24 protein-coding genes and 1 rRNA gene are annotated in these 25,492 nt (G+C 40.4%); 15 read left to right on the forward strand and 10 right to left on the reverse strand.

Features of this window, described 5'->3' with window-relative positions; all coding sequences use genetic code 11:
- The 8 genes from CSV70_RS01760 to dnaA all read right to left on the reverse strand — a co-directional run.
- Positions 1-87, reverse strand: a 16S ribosomal RNA gene (locus CSV70_RS01760); the annotation flags it as partial.
- A 429-nt stretch (positions 88-516) separates the two neighbouring features.
- Positions 517-1,638 (reverse strand): HD-GYP domain-containing protein, encoded by a 1,122-nt coding sequence (locus tag CSV70_RS01765; RefSeq protein ID WP_099628416.1) that lies wholly within the window; start codon positions 1,636-1,638, stop codon positions 517-519.
- A gap of 131 nt (positions 1,639-1,769) precedes the next feature.
- Positions 1,770-4,286, reverse strand: a complete 2,517-nt coding sequence (gyrA, locus tag CSV70_RS01770) for a DNA gyrase subunit A (protein ID WP_099628417.1) — start codon at positions 4,284-4,286, stop codon at positions 1,770-1,772.
- Between the two features lie 69 nt (positions 4,287-4,355).
- Positions 4,356-6,278 (reverse strand): DNA topoisomerase (ATP-hydrolyzing) subunit B, encoded by a 1,923-nt coding sequence (gyrB, locus tag CSV70_RS01775; protein WP_233191743.1) that lies wholly within the window; start codon positions 6,276-6,278, stop codon positions 4,356-4,358.
- Positions 6,279-6,326: 48 nt separating this feature from the next.
- Positions 6,327-7,445: a DNA replication/repair protein RecF gene (gene recF / locus CSV70_RS01780; RefSeq protein ID WP_085132269.1), complete on the reverse strand. Its 1,119-nt coding sequence runs from the start codon at positions 7,443-7,445 to the stop codon at positions 6,327-6,329.
- Positions 7,435-7,674: a S4 domain-containing protein YaaA gene (gene yaaA, locus CSV70_RS01785; protein WP_085132268.1), complete on the reverse strand. Its 240-nt coding sequence runs from the start codon at positions 7,672-7,674 to the stop codon at positions 7,435-7,437. The genes recF and yaaA overlap by 11 nt, the downstream gene beginning before the upstream one ends.
- A gap of 120 nt (positions 7,675-7,794) precedes the next feature.
- Complete coding sequence (gene dnaN / locus CSV70_RS01790) at positions 7,795-8,931, reverse strand: DNA polymerase III subunit beta (RefSeq protein ID WP_085132267.1); 1,137 nt, start codon at positions 8,929-8,931, stop codon at positions 7,795-7,797.
- A 171-nt stretch (positions 8,932-9,102) separates the two neighbouring features.
- A complete protein-coding gene (dnaA, locus tag CSV70_RS01795) occupies positions 9,103-10,452 on the reverse strand; it encodes a chromosomal replication initiator protein DnaA (protein WP_085132266.1) in 1,350 nt (449 codons plus the stop codon).
- Positions 10,453-10,957: 505 nt separating this feature from the next.
- Here dnaA and rpmH point away from each other — a divergent pair.
- From rpmH to CSV70_RS01850, 11 genes are all read left to right on the forward strand, one after another.
- The gene (rpmH, locus tag CSV70_RS01800; protein ID WP_029054388.1) at positions 10,958-11,092 is read left to right on the forward strand and encodes a 50S ribosomal protein L34; all 135 of its coding nucleotides are present in this window, start codon (positions 10,958-10,960) and stop codon (positions 11,090-11,092) included.
- A gap of 120 nt (positions 11,093-11,212) precedes the next feature.
- The gene (gene rnpA / locus CSV70_RS01805) at positions 11,213-11,551 is read left to right on the forward strand and encodes a ribonuclease P protein component (RefSeq protein WP_085132265.1); all 339 of its coding nucleotides are present in this window, start codon (positions 11,213-11,215) and stop codon (positions 11,549-11,551) included.
- Positions 11,552-11,644: 93 nt separating this feature from the next.
- Positions 11,645-12,418, forward strand: coding sequence for a membrane protein insertase YidC (gene yidC / locus CSV70_RS01810; protein ID WP_085132264.1), 774 nt, complete (start codon positions 11,645-11,647; stop codon positions 12,416-12,418).
- Positions 12,415-13,239 carry an RNA-binding cell elongation regulator Jag/EloR gene (gene jag, locus CSV70_RS01815; RefSeq protein WP_099628418.1) on the forward strand — a complete coding sequence of 275 codons (825 nt, stop codon included), beginning with the start codon at positions 12,415-12,417 and terminating at the stop codon, positions 13,237-13,239. The genes yidC and jag overlap by 4 nt, the downstream gene beginning before the upstream one ends.
- 445 nt (positions 13,240-13,684) lie before the next feature.
- Entirely contained in the window at positions 13,685-15,070 is a 1,386-nt protein-coding gene (gene mnmE, locus CSV70_RS01820) for a tRNA uridine-5-carboxymethylaminomethyl(34) synthesis GTPase MnmE (protein ID WP_099628419.1), read from the forward strand.
- A gap of 30 nt (positions 15,071-15,100) precedes the next feature.
- A complete protein-coding gene (mnmG, locus tag CSV70_RS01825) occupies positions 15,101-16,990 on the forward strand; it encodes a tRNA uridine-5-carboxymethylaminomethyl(34) synthesis enzyme MnmG (protein ID WP_099628420.1) in 1,890 nt (629 codons plus the stop codon).
- Between the two features lie 51 nt (positions 16,991-17,041).
- Entirely contained in the window at positions 17,042-17,764 is a 723-nt protein-coding gene (gene rsmG, locus CSV70_RS01830; RefSeq protein WP_099626593.1) for a 16S rRNA (guanine(527)-N(7))-methyltransferase RsmG, read from the forward strand.
- 77 nt (positions 17,765-17,841) lie between these two features.
- Positions 17,842-18,714 (forward strand): nucleoid occlusion protein, encoded by an 873-nt coding sequence (noc, locus tag CSV70_RS01835; protein ID WP_085132259.1) that lies wholly within the window; start codon positions 17,842-17,844, stop codon positions 18,712-18,714.
- Between the two features lie 194 nt (positions 18,715-18,908).
- A complete protein-coding gene (locus CSV70_RS01840; protein WP_085132258.1) occupies positions 18,909-19,670 on the forward strand; it encodes a ParA family protein in 762 nt (253 codons plus the stop codon).
- Complete coding sequence (locus CSV70_RS01845; protein ID WP_085132257.1) at positions 19,663-20,496, forward strand: ParB/RepB/Spo0J family partition protein; 834 nt, start codon at positions 19,663-19,665, stop codon at positions 20,494-20,496. Before CSV70_RS01840 ends, CSV70_RS01845 begins: the two co-directional genes overlap by 8 nt.
- Before the next feature lie 71 nt (positions 20,497-20,567).
- Positions 20,568-21,272 carry a DUF554 domain-containing protein gene (locus tag CSV70_RS01850; RefSeq protein ID WP_099628421.1) on the forward strand — a complete coding sequence of 235 codons (705 nt, stop codon included), beginning with the start codon at positions 20,568-20,570 and terminating at the stop codon, positions 21,270-21,272.
- Here CSV70_RS01850 and yyaC read toward each other — a convergent pair.
- Positions 21,183-21,824, reverse strand: a complete 642-nt coding sequence (yyaC, locus tag CSV70_RS01855; RefSeq protein ID WP_085132255.1) for a spore protease YyaC — start codon at positions 21,822-21,824, stop codon at positions 21,183-21,185. The genes CSV70_RS01850 and yyaC overlap by 90 nt on opposite strands.
- A 112-nt stretch (positions 21,825-21,936) precedes the next feature.
- On the opposite strand from yyaC, the gene CSV70_RS01860 reads away from it, so the two are divergent.
- The 3 genes from CSV70_RS01860 (at position 21,937) to ychF (ending at position 24,248) form a co-directional block, all read left to right on the forward strand.
- The gene (locus CSV70_RS01860; RefSeq protein WP_233191745.1) at positions 21,937-22,875 is read left to right on the forward strand and encodes a mechanosensitive ion channel family protein; all 939 of its coding nucleotides are present in this window, start codon (positions 21,937-21,939) and stop codon (positions 22,873-22,875) included.
- Positions 22,856-23,053, forward strand: a complete 198-nt coding sequence (locus CSV70_RS01865) for a DUF951 domain-containing protein (protein WP_085132253.1) — start codon at positions 22,856-22,858, stop codon at positions 23,051-23,053. The genes CSV70_RS01860 and CSV70_RS01865 overlap by 20 nt, the downstream gene beginning before the upstream one ends.
- A gap of 94 nt (positions 23,054-23,147) precedes the next feature.
- Positions 23,148-24,248, forward strand: coding sequence for a redox-regulated ATPase YchF (ychF, locus tag CSV70_RS01870; RefSeq protein ID WP_085132252.1), 1,101 nt, complete (start codon positions 23,148-23,150; stop codon positions 24,246-24,248).
- A gap of 227 nt (positions 24,249-24,475) precedes the next feature.
- Here ychF and CSV70_RS01875 read toward each other — a convergent pair whose 3' ends face one another.
- Positions 24,476-25,018: a DUF3267 domain-containing protein gene (locus tag CSV70_RS01875; protein WP_099628423.1), complete on the reverse strand. Its 543-nt coding sequence runs from the start codon at positions 25,016-25,018 to the stop codon at positions 24,476-24,478.
- Between the two features lie 155 nt (positions 25,019-25,173).
- On the opposite strand from CSV70_RS01875, the gene rpsF reads away from it, so the two are divergent.
- Positions 25,174-25,461, forward strand: coding sequence for a 30S ribosomal protein S6 (rpsF, locus tag CSV70_RS01880; protein WP_085132250.1), 288 nt, complete (start codon positions 25,174-25,176; stop codon positions 25,459-25,461).
- The last annotated feature ends 31 nt before the right edge of the window (positions 25,462-25,492 follow it).

Below are 25,492 nucleotides of genomic sequence, written 5' to 3' on the forward strand. Positions count from 1 at the left end.
AAGCAAGCTTCCTTCAGTTCGCTCGACTTGCATGTATTAGGCATGCCGCCAGCGTTCGTCCTGAGCCAGGATCAAACTCTCCATAAGAGAAATTCGATTAGCTCGAGTTTCATTTGCTGGCATCAATTAATATACTCATTTTGTTTGTGTCATCGTTAGATGCACAAACTGTATTTCGTTAACGTTTTGCTGTTCAGTTTTCAAGGTTCATTCTGTTGGTCTCTCGTAAGAGGCAACTTTCTAATATTAACATCTCATCATTTCGTTGTCAACACTTTTACTTAAAAAGTTTTTCTTGTTAAGTTTGATGTTTTCGCAACTGCTTGATGCGACGCTTATAAATATACCACCGCGTTTATGGGAATGCAAGTCTTTTTATCAATTCTTTTAAATAAATATTAAAAACCCCGTACCTACAACAATACACGGATATGAAATTACTACATGACTGCAATATAATAGATCCATATCCGCTTAATCTTCTTCTTTTCCCATATCGTTCATGAAATTATTATATTAAAAGGTCTTAACAATAGAGATTTTTCTATTAGATGAAAGATCAGTATGTGTGCCTGTATCCAAAATCTTAACTATAGGACGCAGGGGAAAATCACGATGCAAGTAAATGATTTCTGCTATCTCGTCAGTTGTCAGTTTCACTTTCGTTCCAATAGATAGCTTGTTGATCAGTTCATGAAGTACTTCAATTACCTTCATATCAAATTTTCCAAACTCCTCTTCCCTCATTAACTCGATTACTTTAAAAGAACTTTCCTTCTGTCTGTATGGTCGTTCAGATACCATAGCGTGATACACGTCCGCCACTGAGAGTATTTGAGAGATTTCCGTTATCTCCTGTCCTTTTAGTCCTCTTGGATAACCACTACCATCAAAGCGCTCATGATGCTGCAAGATTGCTACTTTCATTTCCTGACGTACCAATGGAGAGTCATTTACCATTTGAAAACTGTGAATGACATGTTTTTTCACTTCACTTAGCTCTTCACTCGTTAAGAAGGCCACTTTATCGATAATCTTCTCATCGATTTTCGCCATACCGCTGTCCGCTAATACTCCTGCTATTCCGATTTGAAGCACTTGCCCTCTTGGATATCCCATTGCATCACTTATCAAGGCTGCTAGGATGCCTACACTGATGGAGTGATGTGCACGATAGTTTTGTAATGTAGAAAACTCATTAAGTCCTTTGACATATTCCTTATTCTCTAAAAATGCTTGAATCAAAGGTAAAACAATTGTACGCACTGCCGCAACATCCAATTTTTTTCCTGATCTATAACCAATAAATTCTTTTCTGTATGATTCTATTGCTTCATCATATAGCGCCTCCAAAGATCTTGATTTCAGGGGGGCGCTTTGGTTCATTAGCTTTTCTACCTCTGGAGTTAATTTTACTTCTGTTATTTGCTCTATTGGCCCTTGTTCTGTATTACCAAGTGCCTTTGACTCGACCAGTACACGCGTAATATCAAAGGAATGGAGAATTTCGAAATGCTCTAGCATTAATTTGGTGTCCTTCACCATAATTGGATTTCTTGTATTAACGTAGAGATCCTCTTTTAGAAAACTACCTGGTCTTAAATCACTAACCTCTTTGTAAACATCCAATGCTTTCACCTATTTTCCTCTTCGCTCTATCTATTATCATATAATATTCTCAATTATATGGATAGTTATCTGAGTAAATTCTCCTACCAAAAGAAAAAAGTTATTGAAGTGACGCATTACGCCTCTTCAATAACTTTTCTTTATACGTCTGTATCTGTGTCTGATTGTACTTCTTCAGTCACTTCCAGATGATCTTCTAGCTTATCATCCATCTCATCTTCAAGATCGTCATCCTTTTCTACTTTTGCAACCGTTGCTACACGTTCTTCATCACCTAATCGAATGAGGCGTACACCTTGTGTAGATCGGCCAAATATAGAAATATCGCCAATAGACATACGGATTAAGATGCCGTGAATTGTAATTAACATCAAATCTTCTTCACCGTTAACCGACTTCATCGCTACAATAGCACCATTTCGATCTGTCATATGCATTGTTTTCAATCCATAACCGCCGCGTGATTGAGATCGGTATTCACTTTCAGGTGTGCGTTTACCGTATCCTTTTTCAGTAACTACCAGAATATCGTCTCCTGCTTCTACGATATCCATGCCAATTACTTCATCTTCTTGACGCAATCTGATACCACGTACACCAGCAGCAGTTCTGCCGAGTGGGCGGATACTTTCCTCATCAAAGCGAATCATCATGCCATGTTTTGTACAGATCGCAATGTCTGACTTGCCATCAGTTGATTTAACGGAGATCAGTTCATCATCTTCACGCAATCCTAATGCAATCAAGCCGTTCGCACGAATATTGGCATAGTCCATTATCGATGTGCGTTTAATAACACCTTGTTTAGTTGAGAAGAATAAGTAATGATCCTCAGTAAACTCGTCAATCGGGATCATTGCCGTAACCTTTTCACCTTTTTCGAAGTCAAGTAAGTTAATAATCGGCAATCCTTTGGCAGTTCGACTGTATTCAGGAACTTCATAGCCTTTTTTACGGAATACACGGCCCCTGCTCGTAAACAGTAAAATCGTGTCATGTGTGGAAGTATTCAATAAGTGCTCTACAAAGTCATCTTCATTTGTGCCCATACCTTGGATCCCACGACCGCCACGTTTCTGACTGCGATACGTATTAGCTGGCAGACGTTTAATGTACCCTTGATGAGTTAATGTAACTATGGAGTTTTCCACTGGAATTAAATCTTCATCTTCAAGCATTTCAGAACCGCCGAGCATAATCTCTGTTCGACGTTCGTCAGCAAAACGTTCTTTAATTTCACTCAATTCCTCACGGATAATCTCAATTAATTTTAGTTCATCCGCTAAAATTGCACGCAATTCGGCAATAAGTGTCAGCAACTCTTGGTATTCGGACTCAATTTTGTCTCGCTCCAGTCCAGTCAAACGTTGCAAACGCATATCGAGAATTGCTTGAGACTGGCGATCAGACAACTCGAATGTCTCCATTAAGTTCGCTTTCGCTTCAGCCGTTGTTTTAGATGCACGGATTAAGGCAATGATCTGATCGATATGATCAAGTGCTATACGTAATCCTTCCAAGATATGTGCACGGTCTTCCGCTTTGTTCAAATCGAATTGTGTACGACGGCGAATGACTACTTTTTGGTGTTCTAAGTAATGGTATAGAATTTCTTTCAATGACAATACTTTTGGTTGCTTGTCTACCAGTGCCAGCATATTGATCCCAAAACTAGTCTGCAAGGCAGTCTGTTTATACAAATTGTTCAATAATACGTTCGCATTAGCATCACGTCGTACTTCAATCACAATACGCATACCTGTACGGTCCGATTCGTCTGCTAAGTGTGTAATTCCATCAATCTTCTTATCGCGTACGAGCTCTGCAATTTTTTCGATTAACTTCGCCTTATTTACTTGGAAAGGTATTTCATTGACAATAATCGTTTCTCGGCCGTTTGCAGCCGTCTCAATTTCAGCTCTTCCACGGATGATCAATGAACCTCGACCTGTTTCATAAGCACGACGAATACCACTACGGCCAAGAATCATACCGCCAGTCGGGAAATCGGGGCCTGGAATGATTTCCATCAATTCTTCAGTGGTGATTGCGCTATTCTCTGCTAAAGCAAGTACAGCGTCAATCGTCTCACCAAGGTGATGGGGTGGGATGTTTGTTGCCATACCTACAGCAATTCCTGATGTACCGTTCACCAACAAGTTCGGATAACGACCTGGCAAGACGGCAGGTTCTTTTTCCTGCTCGTCATAGTTTGCTTGGAAGTCGATTGTATTTTTATTGATATCACGCAATAATTCCATTGCGATACGGGACATACGTGACTCTGTATAACGCATTGCAGCAGCCCCGTCACCATCAACAGAACCAAAGTTACCATGTCCATCTACTAACATGTAGCGATAACTAAAATCTTGAGCCATCCGTACCATCGTGTCATATACTGCACTGTCGCCGTGCGGGTGATACTTACCGATAACGTCCCCTACGATACGGGCTGACTTTTTATGCGGTTTTTCCGCAGTGATACCCAAATCATGCATAGCATACAAAATGCGGCGATGTACGGGCTTCAAACCATCTCGAACATCTGGAAGGGCACGAGAAACGATAACGCTCATCGCATAGTTTAGAAATGAGGTCTTCATTTCTGTATTAATATTTATTTCCTGCACTCCGCCTTTTGGCAAATCTGCCATGTTGTCATGCTCCTTTCACCACTTACATCTATAAGTTCGGTCTTTGCTATATAATCCGTTTACGATTCATCAAGTATCAATATTTTGCACGTAAACTGCATTATCTTCAATGAACTTTCTGCGTGGCTCTACTTCATCACCCATTAATTCTTCAAATGTTTCATTTGCTTCTACCGCATCATCCATACGGACCTGTAGAAATGTTCGTTTATCAGGGTCCATTGTGGTTTCCCAAAGTTGCTCGGGATTCATCTCACCCAAACCTTTGTATCGTGTAATATCGGGCTTTGGTGAAGCAGGCATACTGCTCATAATTTCCTGCAACGCTTCTTCGTCATAACAATACTCTTCCCTTTTTCCAGAGCGCACACGATAAAGTGGTGGCTGTGCAATATATACGTACCCTGCTTCAATTAGTGGACGCATGAAACGGAAGAAAAAGGTTAGTAATAATGTACGAATATGAGCACCATCAACATCAGCATCGGTCATGATGACTAGCTTATGATAACGAGCTTTATCTAAGTTAAATTCGGGGCCGATTCCTGTACCGAGTGCCGTAATGATCATACGAATCTCTGCATTTCCAAGAATCCGGTCCAAACGTGCTTTTTCTACATTGAGGATTTTTCCTCGTAATGGCAAGATCGCTTGGAAGTGACGATCACGACCATTCTTCGCTGATCCTCCAGCAGAGTCACCCTCAACAATATACAACTCACTAATAGCTGGATCTCTTGAAGAACAATCTGATAGTTTCCCTGGTAAACTCGAGATTTCCAACGCTGATTTGCGACGTGTCAATTCACGAGCATTTTTCGCAGCCATACGCGCTCTTGCCGCCATCGTACTCTTGCCAACTACCTGACGCGCTACTACTGGGTTTTCAATTAAGAAACGTTGCAATGCTTCGGAAAACAATGAATTTGTAATTGTGCTAACTTCCGAGTTACCTAATTTCGTTTTTGTTTGACCTTCAAATTGAGGATCAGGATGCTTAATTGAGACGATAGCCGTCAGTCCTTCACGCACGTCGTCCCCAGTCAAATTATCTTCTGATTCTTTCAATAAACCATTTTTACGTGCATAGTCGTTAATGACGCGAGTTAACGCAGTTTTGAAACCTTGCTCATGTGTTCCACCTTCATAGGTATGAATATTATTAGCAAATGACAATAGATTTTCGCCATAGCCACTGTTGTATTGCATAGCAACTTCAACAGTAATACCATCGCGTTCGCCTTCAATGTAAATTGGTTCTTCAAAGATCGGCTCTTTATTTTCATTCAAATGCTGGACGTATGATTTAATTCCACCTTCATAGTGAAACAACTCAGATACAGGTTCTTCACCACGTTCATCGCTAATGGCAATACGCAAACCACGGTTCAAGTAAGCAAGTTCACGCAAACGTGTTGCTAGTATGCTGTATTCGTACTCCGTTGTTTCGGTAAAGATTTCAGAGTCCGCTTTGAAACGGATAGTAGTACCGGTTTCGTCCGATTCACCAATGACTTCAAGTTCCTTCGAGACAGGACCTCTAGAAAACTCAATTGCATATAATTTTTTATCCAGTTTAACATAAACTTCCGTCTTCTCTGACAATGCATTAACGACTGAAGATCCTACGCCGTGCAAACCACCGGAAACTTTATATCCACCGCCACCGAACTTACCACCTGCGTGGAGTACAGTCATGATGACTTCAACTGCTGGTCTACCTGTTGATTCCTGAATGCCTACTGGAATTCCACGGCCATTATCGGATACCTTGATCCAGTTATCTTTCTCTATCGTTACTTCAATATGGTCACAATGACCTGCGAGAGCTTCGTCTATACTATTGTCGACAATTTCCCATACTAGATGATGAAGCCCTTTTGCACTCGTTGTCCCAATATACATACCAGGGCGTTTACGGACAGCTTCAAGGCCTTCCAACACTTGTATCTGACTTGCATCATAAGCTGTCTGCATATCCTTTTCTTCCATTGCCAAGGTTTTCACCTTTCCTTTCCAAAACTATCAAACCACAATCATTTATTCTCTACGTAAAACGGATCCATCATGCACTTCAAAAATAGCTGCTTCTTGGATCGTATTATGATCAATTCCTGCGATATTGGTTGTTGTTACAAATGTTTGTACTTGTCCTTGCATCGTACTGAGCAAATGTGACTGTCGGTAATCATCCAATTCCGATAACACATCATCAAGCAATAAAATTGGCGTTTCGCCCACTTCTTGTTTTACTAGTTCGATTTCCGCAAGTTTCAAAGAAAGGGCGGTCGTCCGTTGCTGTCCCTGTGAACCGTACGTCTGAATATCGTACCCATTGACAAAAAACTGCAAATCATCACGATGTGGACCTACCAGGGTAAGCCCTCGTTCTAATTCGCGTCTTCGCACATTCTTTAACTGATCAGCAAAAATTGTTTCCATCTCTTCAGCAGTCTGCCCAGAATGTAGGTCTTTTAAAGTCCCATAGGAAACTTCCAATGTTTCAAGACCACGTGAAATTCCTTGATGAATCGGATTTGCCCACTTTTGTAGCAATTCCATAAAATAAAAGCGTTTTCGAATAATTTGAACTGCCACTTGAATATACTGTTCCGTGTAAATATCGAACATAACATCCTGGAGATCCAATTTACCTCGATTTGCTTTTAACAAGGCATTGCGTTGCTTTAATATCTTTTGGAAATTGACCAAGTCGTGCAAATAGACTCTTGAGATCTGTCCAATTTCCATATCTAAAAAACGCCTGCGCAGCTGTGGGCTGCCCTTTACGATATTCAAATCTTCAGGCGCGAACATGACTACATTCATCTGACCAACATACATACTCAAACGATTTTGTTCCAAATGATTGACTCTAGCCTTTTTTCCCTTTTTGGAAATTGTCAGCTCTATCGGCAAGTATCCAAATTTACGTTGGACATCCCCTTCTATTTTACCACACTCTTGTTCCCAACGTATAAGTTCACGATCATTTGATGTACGGTGGGATTTTGCCATTGCTAATACGTAAATAGCTTCCATGACATTGGTTTTTCCTTGTGCATTTTCACCGATCAATACGTTCATCGTAGGAGAGAATTTTAATTCCAGAGATTCGTAATTTCGATAGTTCGTTAACTTAAGCCGATCAATATGCATCCGACTGTCCAGATTCATCCACTGACAGTTTGAATTTTCCTGCACCTGGAATATTTACTACATCTCCGTCATATAATTTCTTACCGCGTCGTTGTTCTGGCTCGCCGTTTACGTAAACAATGTTTTCACCTAAATACCATTTAGCCATTCCACCTGAGCTAATAACATTCGTCATTTTCAATAATTGGCCTAGCGTAATATATTCTGTATTAAACTGTATTGTCTCCATTTTTAATTCAATCCCTCATAAAATATTCTGTCCCTCTAGTTTACCTAACTTTTCGCAATAAGTAAAAAGGTAGCCAACATGTTGACTACCCTATTACGAGATATTTTCTTAAGTTACAGATTAAAACGTTCTAACCGGTAAAATTAATTGTAGAATGGCTTCGCTATCAATGGACTTCAAGATGAATGGGCGCATGCTGCCAGTGAAATGAATCTTTAGATCTTGGCCATCAATTGCTTTCAAGGCATCCATCATATATTTCGCACTGAAAGAGATTTTCAAAGGTTCACCTTCGATATGCACGGCTTCTACCAATTCTTCTACATTTCCGACGTCCGGTGAATTAGAAGAGATTTGCACATGTGGACTACCATCTGTTGAGAAGTGCACGATATTATTCCGATCTTCTCGAGCTAATAAAGATGCACGATCAATTGCTTGCAACAAATTGCGTCCATTAATCGTGATGGATGTTTTGTATTCAGTCGGGATCAGACGTGATGTGTCAGGGTAATTGCCCTCCAAAAGTCTTGAATAGAATAAAACATTGTGAAGCTTGAATAATACTTGTTGATTCGCAATAAAAATTTCTACTGCTGTAGCATCGTCAGGCAATATCTTGCTTAGTTCTTGAAGACTTTTGCCTGGGATAACTGCATTGAATGGTGAACTAGCTTGAATCTCAGGTGTCACAATCCGTCTAGCCAATCTATGACTATCTGTTGCGATACAGTAAAGTTCTTGCTCTTTCATAATCCATTGAACGCCTGTCAAAACTGGACGAGTTTCTTGTTGGGATACTGCAAATACAGTTTCTCTAATAAGCGATTTCATCAAGTCAGCAGGCATTTCAAAACGCTCCGCATCTTTTACATCGGGCAATATGGGATATTCATCAGCACTTTGGGCAATAATATGAAATTCAGACTGTCCAGAACGAATATGTGTTTTCATTCCATCACGTAACTCAATCATCACTTCATTTGTTGGGAGCTTGCGAATGATTTCGTTAAAAACTTTTGCTTGCAATACCAGTGTACCTGGTTGGATTGTTTGAATAATTTGAGTGCCGTCTTCTTCTACTGGTATGAAAGTGGATATCGTAATATCTGAATCACTTCCAGTCATAGTTAATCCCTTTTCAGTAATTTCTAATTTAATACCTGTCAAAATAGGTGTTGTCACTTTTGAACTGATTGCTTTGACAACATCGCTTAACCCATCCAATAATCTATCTCTCATAATTTCAAACTGCATATCGATACCTCGCTTATATAATAATAATTAAGTAATTAAATATAGTAGTAATAGTAGTAGGGCCTGTGGATATGTGGAAAAGCCTTTCGGACGTATGAGAATCATAGTTTCCCACATGTGTATAACAAGTGGACGACCCTGCACTACTTGTCCACAGTTATCCACAGTTCATTAGGCTCTTCCTAAAACCTTTTTAATATCTTGGACATCTTGGAGCAATGCTTTGTCTTCATCGAGCTGTTTGGAAATCTTCTCATGTGCGTGAATAACAGTTGAATGATCTCGACCACCAAACTCTGAACCAATCTTCGGTAAAGAGGAATCTGTCAGCTCTCTCGATAAATACATCGCAACTTGACGTGGAAACGCGATAGCCCGGGTTCTTTTCTTCGCTACAAAGTCTTCTAATCGAATGTTAAAGTGTTCCCCGACTGCCTTTTGGATGTCTAGAATGGATATAATCCGCGGACGGGAATTTGGAATAATATCTTTTAACGCTTCCGCTGCCAAATCGGTAGTGACATCGGCATTTACCAATGAGGAGTAAGCAACGACGCGGATTAGGGCGCCTTCAAGCTCTCTAATATTAGTATCAATTTGGTTAGCAATATACAACATGACATCGTTTGAAATGTCTACTAGGCCGTCTGCTTTCGCCTTTTTACGTAAAATTGCAATTCTAGTTTCCAAATCAGGCGGCGCTATGTCCGTGATCAGGCCCCATTCAAAACGGGAACGCAAACGATCTTCCAGTGTAGGTATCTCTTTTGGAGGACGATCACTGGAAATAATAATTTGCTTTGACTCTTCATGCAGTGTATTAAATGTATGGAAGAACTCTTCCTGGGTTTGTTCTTTTCCTGCTAAAAATTGAATATCGTCAACTAACAGGACGTCTACATTGCGGTAGCGGTCCCTGAAATCGCCGGCTTTATTGTCTCGTATGGAGTTAATAAACTCATTCGTGAATTTTTCGGATGATAAATACACTACCTTCAATGCAGGGTTTTGCTCCAGTACATAATGACCGATCGCATGCATTAAGTGTGTCTTACCTAATCCAACTCCTCCATATATAAAAAGCGGATTATAGGCTTTGGCAGGTGCTTCAGCAACTGCTAATGAAGCTGCATGGGCAAAGCGGTTGCCGGATCCAATAACGAACGTATCAAAGGTATACTTCGGATTCAGCATTCCAGCTGGGTTGACCGTAGGTGTTTTTTCTACTGGTTTTGGCTGTGATTTTGGCAATTTAATATCGTTCTCTGCCATGTCTTGCGGAACAATAAATTCAACGATTCGATCTTCACCTGTTAGTTCGGATAAAATCCCCGTAATTAAATGGACGTAATGCGTTTCAAGCCAATCCTTGGCAAATGAATTTGGAACAGAAATAGTTGCATGTTCTGCTTCATACGTTAGCAATTTAGTCGATTTTAACCACGTCTCAAAACTAGGCTTCGAAACTCTAGCTTCAATATTTTTTAATACTTGTTCCCATAAACCTGATAGATTTTCCAATCGTGTGCCTCCTTTACAATGAAATATTAAAAAGCCCGGAATCCGCTTATGCACAGTATCCAGGGCTGTGGATAAAAATTATCGAAACATGTTGAAAAAACTATCCACACTGTATTCACATATGTGGATAAGATTTTAGCTATAAAATATATACACAACAAAAGCTTTTTAATTGTAACAGGGAAACTGATTATTGACAAGGAGTCTGATGATTTATGCACAATCCCGTTAACTGTGCATAAAGTGGTTATCCACAGCCCTGAATATGTGAAAAACTTGTCGACAATTGCCGGTTTAGAAAATCCACAATTTTAGCCATGAACAATTCATCCAGAGCTGAATCTTCTTTTGTTGTGGATAAGTTTCCAGTGAACAAGAATATTATTATAAGTGGATCCCAAACGAAGGAATAGAAAAGCATTGACATTCTTTTACTGAATCGCTATACTATTCAAGACTGTCACAGTAGGAAAAGAGACAATCAAAGCAGGAGGTGTCTTACGAAATGAAACGTACATTCCAACCAAATAAACGTAAACGCGCTAAAGTCCACGGCTTCCGCCAAAGAATGAGTTCGAAAAACGGCCGTAGAATTTTAGCAGCTCGTCGTCGTAAAGGAAGAAAAGTTCTTTCAGCATAAGGCCACTGACATCAGTGGTCTTTTTTTTAGCTATTAGAGCGATTCGAAACGAATATTGGATCTCTTCCATAGTAGCGGATCAGTAGATTATGACGGTAGAAAATTAAAGCAGGTGTTATTATGAAAAAAAGCCAGCGAATTAAAAAAAATAAAGAATTTCAAACGGTATTTAAAAAAGGAAAGTCCTTTGCTAATCGACAGTTTATTGTCTATACCTATAAGAAGGAAGACCAGCAAGAGTTCAGAATTGGCCTATCCGTCAGCAAAAAGGTCGGGAATGCTGTCACACGTAACAGGATTAAGCGCTATATTCGACAATCATTTCTAGAAATGAATGATGAAGTCAAATCTGATCTAGATTATGTTATTATCGCAAGAAATCAAGCTGCCACGCTCGATTTCCATACGACCAAAAAAAATCTGAGACATGTTCTAAAAATCGCAAAAGTCTTTAAGTGAAATCAAAGTTCTTCCTAGATGTAGAACGATTAAAGCCATCATGTTACACTGAAAATTAAAAAATGATCTTGCGACTGTTTGGGGGAAAAAACATTGAAAAAGAAATTAGTGTTCCTTTCACTACTCGTTGTAGTTGCTGTCTTCATGGCAGGTTGTTCGGAATTCCGAGAGCCTATCACGGCAGAAAGTACAGGGATTTGGAACGAATATATTGTTTGGCCGCTTGTTACATTGATTGTGAAATTCAAAGAATGGCTAGGAACATACGGATTAGCAATCATCGTCGTTACAGCGATCATTCGTACTGCATTGCTTCCATTGATTATTCAACAAACGAAAAGTTCGAAGCGTATGCAGGAGATTCAGCCAAGACTTAAAGCGTTGAAAGAGAAATACAAATCAAAAGACGCTGTGACACAGAAAAAGTATCAAGAGGAAATGCAACAGATTATGATCAACGAAAAGATTAATCCAGTTGCAGGATGTCTACCAGTTCTCATTCAGATGCCAATATTTATTGGTTTCTACCACGCCATCAGCCGGATGAATGCCACACCAACGATTGAGTTAGGTAACTTCCTAGGTGTTGCACTTGGTTCACCAAGTATTTTATTTGCTATCATCGCTGGATTGTTCCAGTTAACGGTTTTACGTACAGGACCCGCAATGGATAATCCACAGATGAAGATGATGATGTACATCATGCCATTTATGATCATGGTATTTGGTTCATTCTTACCGGCAGCACTTGCTTTATACTGGATCGTCGGAAATATCATTTCGCTACTCCAAAACATTTTCATCTATAAGCCGTTCGATAAGCCAAAAAACGTCGAAGTAGTGAAAGCAGGAGGGAAAAAGAAATGAAACAACTTACACAAAGGGCAGCAACCGTTGAGCTAGCAATTGAATCAGCTTTACAGGACCTGGGTGTAACAAAAGATCAAGTAAAAGTACAGATAGTGGAAAACGGCAGGAAAGGCTTTCTTGGTTTTGGCGTAAAACAAGCAGAAGTGCTTGTAACCGTCCTAGAAAAATCAGAGCCAGATCCTAAACGTAATAGTGCTCAAGTACCTGAATTGGCGCGGTCGCTTACAGATAACAGTGAAGTATTATCTTCCGTTACTGAGAAAACGGAAGTAGTTCAACAACTTCAAACTAAAGCTGAGCAATCAGAACCATTTGTGGCTACAGAAGATAAGGAAAGAGTACATGCAGCCAAGATCAACAATGAAAATGACGTAATTGAAGAAACAAAACAGTATATTGAGGATATGGCTAAAGAAATGGGCATTGAAGATTTGGTCATTACGTGCGAAACAAAAGGGAAGTATATCAATTTCCAGCTTGAAAGTGAAAAAGCAGCGTTCCTAATAGGTAAAAGAGGGCAAATGCTTAATGCGATCCAGCAATTAGCGCAACTCGTAGCCAATAAGGTAACAAAGCAATTCAAAATTGTTAGAATTGATGTCGCGGATTACCGGGAGCGTCGCGAGCAATCGCTCGAGCAACTGGCAGATCGTATGGCAGACCGTGCAGTACGAACAAAACGTCAGGTCGCACTAGAACCAATGCCTTCATACGAGAGAAAAGTTATCCATAACGCGTTGTCGCTCAGACTCGATATTGAGACATTTTCAGAAGGAAAGGATCCATATCGATACATCGTCATTAAAGGAATCGAATAAGATCAAACCCGTAGAGGCTTTCTACGGGTTTTTTATTGTCATCAAAAGACAATTAATGAGTGGATGTGGAGGGATTGAAGCATCAGATGAGGACGCTTTCCGAAGGAGCAATGTAGAGTCGTTTTCCGTCCTAGTCTTTGCTTCAATAATAGCCTAATAATGATGAAATATAGATCGCCCGTTCCTGCCTTATTCTATTCATCCCACATTTTTCTTTAAGAAAGTTTCTACACTAGAAAGCTTGAAACGACAGGGTTCTTTGTCGACTGCTAGCACATGATAAATTACCATGACGCTAGGTTCAAAATTCCTGAATTTATCCACATGTTTTAAATTCGCGTGCTAGGAGATTCCGACGATTTATGATAATATAGGTTGTTAGAAAGTAGTATTCGCTATAAAAGATATGCACATGTGCACAACGAAGCCAGGAAGGTGAAAAAACTTGCATTTTGATACGATAGCCGCTATTTCTACTCCTATGGGAGAAGGAGCGATTGCCATCGTTCGTCTGAGTGGCGAAGACGCATGGAGGATTGCAGACCGTATATTCCAATCACCAACAACTAAACCACTCTGCGAACAACCATCGCATACAATTCATTATGGACATTTGCACGACCCCGCCACCGAAGAACTAGTGGAGGAAGTCATGGTGTCGATCATGAAAGCGCCAAAGACCTTCACGCGCGAAGATATAGTGGAGATTAATTGTCACGGAGGCATCACCTCCGTCAATAGAGTACTCCAATTAGTATTGACAGAGGGGGCTAGACTAGCAGAACCCGGTGAGTTTACTAAACGAGCATTTCTGAATGGCCGAATTGATTTATCCCAAGCTGAAGCAGTTATGGACTTGATTAGAGCCAAAACAGATAAAGCTATGAATGTTGCACTCAATCAAATGGAGGGAAAGCTATCCCATTTGATCGGTGAATTGCGACAGGCATTACTCGAAACACTTGCACAAGTAGAAGTTAATATAGATTACCCAGAGTATGATGATGTGGAAGAAGTGACGATTCCTTTGATGATTGAAAAAGGAACGTGGGTACTGGATGAGATTGATGAGTTATTGCGCACGTCATCACAAGGAAAGATCTTACGTGAAGGATTGTCTACTGTAATTGTAGGACGTCCGAACGTTGGGAAATCATCGTTGCTTAACAGCTTAGTGCAGGAAAATAAAGCGATTGTTACGGATGTTGCGGGGACTACCCGTGATATTATAGAAGAGTATGTCAATGTTCGTGGAGTTCCTTTGCGTCTTGTCGATACTGCAGGAATTCGGGAAACGGAAGATATTGTCGAGCGGATTGGTGTGGAACGTTCAAGGAAGGTACTGAAAGAAGCAGACCTCATTCTATTGATGGTTAATAGCTCTGAAGCTTTAGCAGATGAAGATGAGCGATTATTTGAAGCTGTTGCCGGCATGGACATGCTTGTCATCGTCAATAAAACGGATTTACCAACAAAGATTGATCTAGAACGAGTCTATGAATTGGCGGGAAGAGATCGTGTGATTACTACTTCCATCCTGCAAGAGAAAGGTATTACTGAACTGGAAGAAGCCATCGCTGCACTGTTTTTCGATGGTTCATTAGAATCCAATGACCTGACGTATGTATCCAATGCCCGTCACATTTCGTTACTAAAACAGGCACGTAATACGATAGACGATGCAATACAAGCTGCTCAAGCAGGAGTTCCTATTGATATGATTCAAATAGATGTTACACGCACATGGGAAATTCTCGGTGAAATCATCGGAGATACCGTTCAAGATAGTTTAATTAAAGAGTTGTTCTCAAAGTTCTGCCTCGGAAAATAATGATTTTATAAATGGGAAGGATGAACGAACATGCCACAATTTGAAGCAGGCACGTTCGATTGTATCGTCATTGGAGCTGGACATGCAGGCGCAGAAGCAGCCTACGCATCCGCCAAGATGGGCGCATCGACATTAGTATTAACAATGAATTTAGACATGATTGCTTTCATGCCATGTAATCCTTCATTAGGAGGACCTGCAAAAGGTATCGTAGTGCGTGAAATAGATGCACTAGGCGGCGTGATGGCAAAAGTCATAGATAAAACGCATATTCAAATGCGTTTATTGAACACAGGGAAAGGTCCAGCAGTGCGTGCTTTGCGTGCACAAGCGGATAAAGTACTATATCAGCAAGAAATGAAGCGGATACTGGAAGAGGAGCCGAATTTGACACTTCGTCAAGCGGTTGTCGAGCAGTTGATCGTAGAAGATGATGAAATAAAAGGCGTAGTGACACAGATTGGTGCAATTTTCCGTGCGAAGACTGTCATTATTACAACAGGTACATTTTTACGCGGTGAGGTTATCATTGGGGATCTGAAATACTCTAGTGGACCGAATAATCAAATGCCGTCTATCAAACTGGCAGAACATCTGCAGGAGCTTGGTCTACAGACGGTTCGATTCAAAACAGGAACACCTCCGCGTATCAACAGTAATACGATTGATTATAGTAAAACAGAGATTCAGCCAGGAGACGACGTGCCGCGTTCATTTAGTTATGAAACAACGGAATACATTATGGATCAACTACCATGTTGGTTAACGTATACCACTCCGGAAACACATGAAATCATCAATGAAAACCTTCATTTATCTCCGATGTATTCGGGTATGATTAAAGGAAAAGGACCCAGCTATTGTCCATCCATTGAAGATAAAATTGTACGTTTTGCGGACAAGTCGCGACACCAGATTTTTCTTGAGCCTGAAGGCCGTAATACAAGGGAAGTATATGTGCAAGGGTTGTCAACAAGTCTTCCTGAGCATATACAGCATCGCCTAATTGCGAGCGTACCGGGACTTGAAAAGGCTGAAATGATGCGTGCGGGCTATGCGATTGAGTACGATTCCATAATTGCGACACAACTATGGCCAACGCTGGAAACTAAAAAAATCAAAAACTTGTACACAGCTGGTCAAATAAACGGAACTTCGGGATATGAAGAAGCTGCAGCACAAGGATTGATGGCGGGAATCAATGCAGCATGCAACGTACTTGGCAAAGAAGAGGTCGTCCTTGGACGCAGTGATGCGTATATTGGTGTACTTATCGATGACCTGGTCACAAAAGGTACGAGTGAACCCTATCGTCTCTTGACGTCACGAGCGGAATATCGTCTCTTGCTTCGTCATGATAATGCTGATATGCGCTTGACGGAAATCGGTTATCAAAACGGAATGATTAGTGAAGAGCGCCATACGAAGTTTTTGGCGAAGAAAGCACAAATTGACGCGGAGATTGATCATTTACGCAAGATTACTGTGAAGCCGACCGAACAAATCCAAGCGATTATCGCTGGAGTGGATGGAACACCGCTTCGTGAACCAATGAAGGCGGCTGATTTATTGAAACGGCCGGAAATGAAGTATAGCGAATTGTGTAAAGTAGTTCCACCTCTTGAAGAAATTAATGAAGAAGTGGCGGAACAAGTAGAAATTTTCATTAAGTATGAAGGATACATCGAAAAGTCCATGCAGCAAGTAGCAAGAATGAAAAAGATGGAGAATAAGCGCATTCCAGAAAACATTGATTATGATGCGATTTCAGGTATTGCGAAAGAAGCAAAGGCAAACCTTAAAGAAGTACAGCCATTGTCAATTGCACAAGCATCACGTATTTCTGGTGTCAATCCAGCAGATATCTCTATCTTACTTGTCTATATTGAACAAGGGAAAATTGCGAAAGTATCCGGTTGAGTCTTTGACTGGCGTTCAGTGGCGTCAGTCTTTTTGAAAAGGAATGAGAACATGACAGAAGAACAGTTTTACGAAGCTCTGCAAGAGAAAGGTTTTGAGTTGTCCGATGCACAGAAGCAACAATTCAAACGCTATTTTGAAGTGCTCGTCGAATGGAATGAAAAGATGAACTTGACGGCAATTACGGATGCACCTTCCGTATATCTAAAGCATTTCTATGATTCCATAACAAGTGCATTTTACGTGGACTTCACAAAATATGAGTCTGTTTGCGACGTAGGTGCTGGCGCGGGTTTTCCGAGTATCCCGTTGAAGATTATCTACCCGCACCTACACGTGACGATTGTAGATTCATTGAATAAACGTATTACATTTTTAAATCATTTGGCTGGTGAATTACAGCTTGAAAATGTGGCATTTGTCCATGCTAGGGCAGAAGAGTTTGGTCGTGACCCGAAGTACCGTGAACAGTTTGATGTAGTGACTGCACGCGCGGTAGCACGGTTATCGGTATTATCGGAACTTTGCATTCCGCTTGCCAAACAAGGGGGACTGTTTGTTTCTATGAAAGGTGCAGCTGCATCGGAAGAAATGAAAGATGCTACTCGAGCAGTAAAACTACTTGGAGCAGTTTTACAGAATGAACATGAATTCTTATTACCGGAAGAAGATAGTGAACGTCATATTTTTGTATTTGAAAAGAAAAAGCAGACACCTAAGAAATATCCTAGAAAACCAGGAGTACCTAATAAAACACCGATTACAGCAAACTAATTGTGGGAAATGTTTCACGTGAAACAATTATATAGAAGAGTAAAAAAGGGAATAGTTTCGAAAAGGTGGTGCAGAGGTTGAAAAGTACTTTTTCGCGTTTTTTTGGTGGGGGAGAAAAGATGACTACAATAGAAGAAGTAAAAGTTCATCATCTGGAGAAGGTAGCACAAATTGCAATTGATTCAATTACACCGAATCAATACCAGCCACGGGCAATTTTCAATGAAGAAAAAATTGAAGAACTTGCTAGAACAATCCATACACATGGCGTTATTCAACCCATTGTTATTCGAACAAAAGAAGACGGATCATACGAAATCATCGCTGGGGAACGAAGATTTCGGGCAATGCGTAAGCTTGGTTGGACAGAAGTACCAGCAATTGTGCGTGACTTAGATGATAAAGAGACAGCCTCGATTGCTTTAATTGAGAACTTGCAGCGTGAAGAATTAACGGCAATTGAAGAAGCACATGCTTATGAACGTTTACTAGAGCTACATGAATTAACACAGGAAGCATTGGCGCAACGGCTCGGTAAAGGGCAGTCTACAATTGCAAATAAGATGCGCTTGTTGAAATTACCTGAACCGGTTCAAACAGCAATTTTACAGAAAAAGATATCTGAACGTCATGCACGTGCTTTATTACCGTTAAAAGAACCGACACTTCAAATGGAAGTGCTGGAAGAAATCAAAATAAATCAATATAACGTCAAGGATTTAGAAGCTAGGATTAAAGAAATATTGTATCCAGCAGAATCAGTTGAGAAAGTACAACCCGCAAGAAGACGCGGACCTCGACAAAAAGCTGTGAGTAAGGATGTTCGTATTGCAGTGAATACCTTGCGCGAATCTCTTGCGCTGATATCTAAGAGTGGAATTGAAGTAGTCTCTGAGGAAGTGGATTCTGAAGAATACTACACGATTACGGTGAAAATATGTAAAAAGTGACGAATGGAAACTCTTGCTGATTTACTAGCAAGGGTTTTCTTATATATCAATAGAGTTCATACAGTGAAGATGATAAACTGAAATAGATCACATAGAACATATTCTTTGTCAGGAACTTCAAACATAGGAAGCCACGAGTAAAACTTTGGTATACTAGTAAGACAAACGAAATAGGAAAGAAAGCAGGTGCAAGAGTGGGTAAGATTATTGCTATAGCAAATCAAAAAGGCGGAGTCGGAAAAACGACGACTTCTGTAAACTTAAGTGCATGCCTTGCCCATTTAGGCAAAAAAGTGCTCTTAATTGATTCCGATCCACAAGGAAATGCGACGAGCGGAGTCGGTGTTAACAAAGGTGATGTACAAGACTGTATTTATAATATGTTAATTGATGATGTGCCAGTACGTGACGTTATTCTGCCAACAGATATTGAAAATCTTGAAATTGTTCCTGCTACCATTTCGCTTGCGGGTGCTGAAATAGAGCTAGTTTCTACGATATCCCGTGAGGTTCGTATGAAACACGCAATTCAAGACATTAAAGATGACTATGATTATGTCATTATCGACTGTCCTCCATCTCTTGGTCTTTTAACGTTGAACGCATTAACGGCTTCGGATTCAATTATAATTCCTGTACAGTGTGAATACTATGCGCTCGAAGGACTTAGCCAATTGCTAAGTACGATCCGCTTGGTTCAAAAACATTTAAATGAGGCACTTTATATTGACGGGGTATTATTGACAATGTTTGACGCTCGGACCAATTTAGGCATTCAAGTTATTGAAGAAGTAAAGAAATACTTCCAAGATAAAGTGTATACAACAATCATTCCGCGTAACGTTCGTTTAAGTGAAGCACCGAGTCATGGTAAGCCGATTATATTATATGATCCACGATCCAAAGGTGCGGAAGTGTATTCAGAGTTGGCAAAGGAAGTGGTGGAGAATGAGTAAAGGTCTAGGTAAGGGTCTTAATGCATTATTTCCTCGTGAAACATTAGAAAAGGTAGAGCTTTTACGTCTAAAAAGTATTAAAGTCAATCCATATCAGCCGCGCAAAGAATTCAATGATGTGTCTTTGAATGAATTGAGCGAATCAATTAAGGAACATGGCGTTCTGCAACCAATCATCGTACGAAGTGTAGGTACGCAGTATGAAATCGTTGTAGGGGAAAGAAGATTCCGTGCTTCTGAATTAGCAGGCAAAAAAGAAATTCCAGCAGTTGTACGTGATTTGACAGATGAACAATCCATGGAAATGGCTATTCTCGAAAACTTGCAGCGTGAGGACTTATCCCCAATTGAAGTAGCAGAGGCATATCAAAACCTAATGGAAAGTCTAAAGCTCACACAAGAGCAACTTGCCTTTAGGTTAGGCAAGAGTAGACCACATATTGCCAACCACATTCGTTTACTCGCGTTACCGGAGAAAGTTTTGAAAGACATTTCCCACGGAATACTTTCAATGGGACATGGCCGAACACTTCTCGGTTTGCGTAAAAAAGAACAAATCTTAGCTATTGCGGAAAAGACCAAGACGGAAGGATTAAATGTCCGTCAATTGGAGAAATTAGTTCAACATTTAAATGAAGATGTTCCACGTGAAACAAAGAAGGAAAAGAAAAAAGATATATTTATTGAAGCACAGGAAAACACACTGCGTGAACAATTCGGTACAAATGTAACCATTAAGAAAACGAAGAAAAAAGGTAAAATCGAAATCGAGTTTCATTCGGATGAGGATTTTGAACGTATTCTTGAATTATTGAACGCTGAGTGATGATACACAAACCTATTTTGCTTTCATTGCAAAATAGGTTTTATTCTTGAAAAGAACTTGGACGTGACTACATGATATTGTTTGGTTCACTGTTTAATGTATTTACGATTATCATCGGTACATTAATTGGAAGGTTTTTATATGGAATACCCGAACGCATGAAAGAAACCATCATGTACGGAATAGGAATGGCCGTAGTAGCAATTGGTTTACAAATGACATTCGAAACGACACAAATAGTCATTGTCATACTTAGTATTGTGATAGGCGCAATCATCGGCGAATGGATTGACCTTGATCAAAAGGTTAACCAATTGGGGCGATGGATTGAAAAAAAGTTGCCCGCTAAAAAAGAAGGACAAGGAATCGCACAAGGATTCGTTACGGCTACGCTGTTTTTTTGCGTAGGTTCTATGGCAATTATCGGGGCTATTGATAGTGGTCTCCGTAATGACCACAACGTTTTAATAATGAAAGGAATATTAGATGGATTCACTTCCATCATCTTTAGTTCTACATTAGGCATTGGTGTGGCATTTGCGGCCATCCCTCTATTGATTTATCAAGGAAGTATAACCTTTCTTGCTACCGTCCTCAGTCGGTTTGTCCCAGATGAGTTAATGCAGTTATTCATTTCTGAAATGACAGCTACAGGTGGTTTGATGATTGCGGCAATCGGATTAAATCTAATCGGCTTGACGAAAATCCGAGTAGCCAATTTTATCCCAGGTATTGGGGTAGTTGCGATCATCGTAACGATTGTATATGCTTTTTGATGGCTGACGATGATGTGCCAATTGTAAAGCACGGCCAATCATACGACTCATTTCAAACGGCAGATGAAGACGAGTGCTTTGTAAAACAGCCTGCTCCATGAAACCTCCGACATTGACGATTCCTTTGACTGATACATCTCCAACTAAGGGAAGTTCTTTACCTACAGCTTTCCCTGGTGCAATTGGACCGCTATGAAACAATAAATCACCAACTGCGTCCTTCTTACTTAGGCAGGCATCAATTGCCACTACAAAAGCATCGGGATATAATGATTTCGTGAGCTCAATGCGTTGTTGTAGATTAAGTGCGTGCAAAGGGTCTTGTAATGTACCAACTACTGTGTAAGGGAATAGACTTAGCTCTGACAAATAGGAGCCTGTCAACGGACCGAGAGAGTCACCAGTAGAACGATCGGTTCCAATACAATAAAAAATGATTGGTTGTTGTTTAAAAGGGATATGTTGCATGAAATAAGAACTTAATTTCCACACGACGCCGGTTTCTTTACTAGAAATACGGTAATGATAAGAAGAGGGTTCAGCTGTATGCATAGGAGACACCAATCCTTTATGATGTATTTACGCTGAAATGTATTCTGCGCAGGTATTGCTGTGCAGTATATCCTCAGAGGTAACGGTTTATACGAAAGGAGGATTTCTTTCAATGACAGCAACTTCTACTACAAAAGAAGAAGTGAAAGAAAACCTAGAAGGTCTAGAAAAAGCAATTCAACAAGTAAAAGATACCCTATTTGATGCGGATTTTTGGCTTGGCACTGGATACTTTGCTATTCGCATCATGTTAATTATTGTTGTAGCGGGAATCATCGTGAAAGTTGGTCAAGTGTTGATTCGCCGGTTTTTCGCTATTAAGCTAAAAAGTCCAATGCGTAAAACAGAACGACGTGAAAATACCATAGTCAAACTTTTGGAAAATGCATTGAAATACATCGTGTATTTTTCTGCTATTCTAGCGATTTTGACAGAGTTCAGAATAGACGTAAAAGGTCTTCTAGCAGGTGCAGGTGTGCTTGGTTTGGCCGTCGGTTTTGGTGCCCAAAGCTTGGTAAAGGACGTCATTTCCGGATTTTTCATCATTTTCGAAGATCAATTTGGGGTCGGGGATTATGTACGCATTAATTCAGGTGAAGGAACCGTCATGGAAATAGGGCTTCGCACAACGAAAATTGCGTTGTATGGTGGCGAGTTATATACGATACCTAACGGACAAATAGGTGAAGTTGTCAATTACTCCGTCACAAATTCCATGGTCTTACTTGATCTGGCATTATCCTATGAGACGGATATTGACCATGCGGAAGAATTAATCAAAGAATTCCTTAAAAAGTTACCAAGAGAACGTTATTCGGAAGTTATCGGTGTACCAGAGGTATTGGGCGTACAAAGTATGGAACCGTCAAGAATCTTACTACGTATTGCCGCAGAAACAGAACCGGTTGCTAATTTTGGCGTAGGTCGTAAACTTCGACAGGACTTAAAGAAATTCATGGATTTGAATGGAATTGAAATGCCTTATCCAAGAATGGTGATACGCGAAGAACAGAGGGAAGGAGATTCACACAATGGCGGACAAAGTGTTTAACATGCATGATGTGGTAGAGATGAAAAAACAACATCCTTGTGGAACAAATGCTTGGAAAATCATCCGAATGGGCGCGGATATTCGAATTAAATGCGAAGGCTGTGGGCACAGTGTTATGATTCCGCGTAATGAGTTTGCTAAAAAGATGAAAAAGGTTCTGCTGAAGAACGAGTCTTGAGAACACGTGGACAATCTAGCGTATTGTCCTTATAATGAAGTGGTTGACTAACGAATAATGTAAGCTTTGGATAGATAAGAAAGGTGTGGGAATAATGGCGTTAACAGCTGGGATTGTAGGTCTTCCGAACGTGGGAAAATCAACTTTATTTAATGCAATAACAAAAGCAGGAGCAGAGGCGGCAAACTATCCGTTCTGTACGATTGACCCAAACGTAGGAATAGTTGAGGTGCCAGATGAACGTTTGGACAAGTTGACTGAGCTCGTCACACCGAAAAAAACAGTTCCGACTGCATTCGAATTTACTGATATTGCAGGGATTGTAGAAGGTGCAAGTAAAGGCGAAGGTCTTGGCAACAAGTTCCTTTCACATATTCGAGAAGTAGATGCAATTTGTCAGGTCGTGCGTTGTTTCGTGGATGAAAACATTACACACGTATCAGGGAAAGTAAATCCAATCGATGACATCGAAGTCATTAACTTGGAATTGATCTTAGCAGATATGGAAAGCGTAGATAAGCGCTTGGCGCGTGTTTCCAAAATGGCGAAGCAAAAAGATAAAGAGGCAATGGTAGAAGAGCCAATTCTACTAAAATTACGTAATGCATTTGAAAATGCAATGGCAGCTCGTTCCGTTGAATTAACGGATGATGAGTTACAAGTCGTAAAAGGCATGCACTTATTAACGATCAAACCTATGTTATATGTAGCGAACGTTTCAGAGGATGAAATTGCAGATGCAGACAATAATCCCTATGTACAACAGGTTCGAGACTTTGCAGAGAAGGACAATGCAGAAGTAATCGTAGTTTGTGCGAAGATTGAGGAAGAGATGGCCGAACTTGAGGACGACGAGAAGGAAATGTTCCTTGAAGAGCTAGGCATCAAAGAATCCGGTCTTGATCAATTGATTAAAGCAACGTACAACTTGCTTGGATTTGCTACGTACTTCACGGCGGGTGTACAAGAAGTTCGTGCGTGGACGTTCCGCAAGGGCATGAAAGCACCACAGTGTGCTGGAGTAATTCATACAGACTTTGAACGCGGATTCATCCGTGCAGAGACCGTAGCATACGACGACTTGGTCGAACACGGTTCCATGGCAGCAGCGAAAGAAGCTGGCAAGGTTCGTTTGGAAGGTAAAGAATACGTCGTTAAAGACGGCGACGTAATGCTGTTCCGTTTCAACGTATAATACAAAAAGCTGATTCTCCATGTGAGAATCAGCTTTTTTGGTTTGAAGTTGGTTAAGTTCAAGAACTACTTAGATACGGGGTAGACCGCTTACTATCATGATGTGTGAATAATGGTTGTCTTTGAACACATTTGAGTTCAAGTTCAAATGCCGAGCAGAATACAAGCCTAAATTCAAAGCGTAACAGTAAGGATCCCGACCCCTATCCGACTGTTGGCCTGTCTATTTCATTTAACGGGATATACATACAACTTCGGTAACTCCGGATCATCCTTCACCATTGCATCATCCGGAAACTTCTTTAATTCCTTGTACATCGCAATATCTCCAGCTGCTCCGCCAATCAGCATCGCACTTAACAGCAACAGGACGCCATCATTGAAATACAATGCCATAATGGCAGGCAACACACCCGTCATCCAAAAAGGCAGTAACAACGCTTTGCGAATGCCTTTGTTGTCCATCAACTGATCTGCGGTAGCATACGCAATTCCCATCTTCAAATTGACGCCATACGCCATGTTCTTCCACGGTACATTACAAAAAATACGGAAACCGAGCAAATGGAAAAACTCGTGTATAACAATCAATAAAATATACCCGACCAAAGCATAGACAAAATACCACACCGAAAATGACAGAGATAGTTCACCTTGTAACAGACCACGAATTATTAAAAGTGCTATGAGCGGTAGGAAAGTGAGCCAAAGACTTTGCTTCGCTATTTTCTGTAAATTAAGCTCGATAATCACAGGCCGTTGTTCTTCCATGCAAGATCACTCCTTAATTCATTTAGTATAGTATATTGAAGGTTGATATTCCAATTGTGATGTGATAGTATGTACTGATGTGAGTAATATTAAATTTACTTACTCCTTGCCCACTTGCAAAAGTAGGGCCCAAGTCCATAAGGAGGTGACTATTGATGAGAAAGTACGAAATTATGTACATTATGCGCCCAACTCTTGAAGAGGACGCGAAAAAAGCGTTGATTGAACGCTTTGATACTGTCCTAACTTCAAACGGAGCGGAAATCATCGAGTCGAAAGAGTGGGGCAAGCGTCGTCTTGCTTACGAAATCGACGACTTACGTGAAGGTTACTACCAATTAGTAACTGCTAACGCTGGTGCTGAAGCAATCGATGAATTTACACGTCTAGCGAACATCAACGAAGGTATCATTCGTCATATGACAATTCGTGTAGATGCGTAATCTGATATAAAATTTAAAAATTTATGATGAG

This window comes from Sporosarcina sp. P25 (assembly GCF_002743235.1).
In the GTDB taxonomy this organism is placed as follows: Bacteria; Bacillota; Bacilli; order Bacillales_A; family Planococcaceae; genus Sporosarcina; species Sporosarcina ureae_B.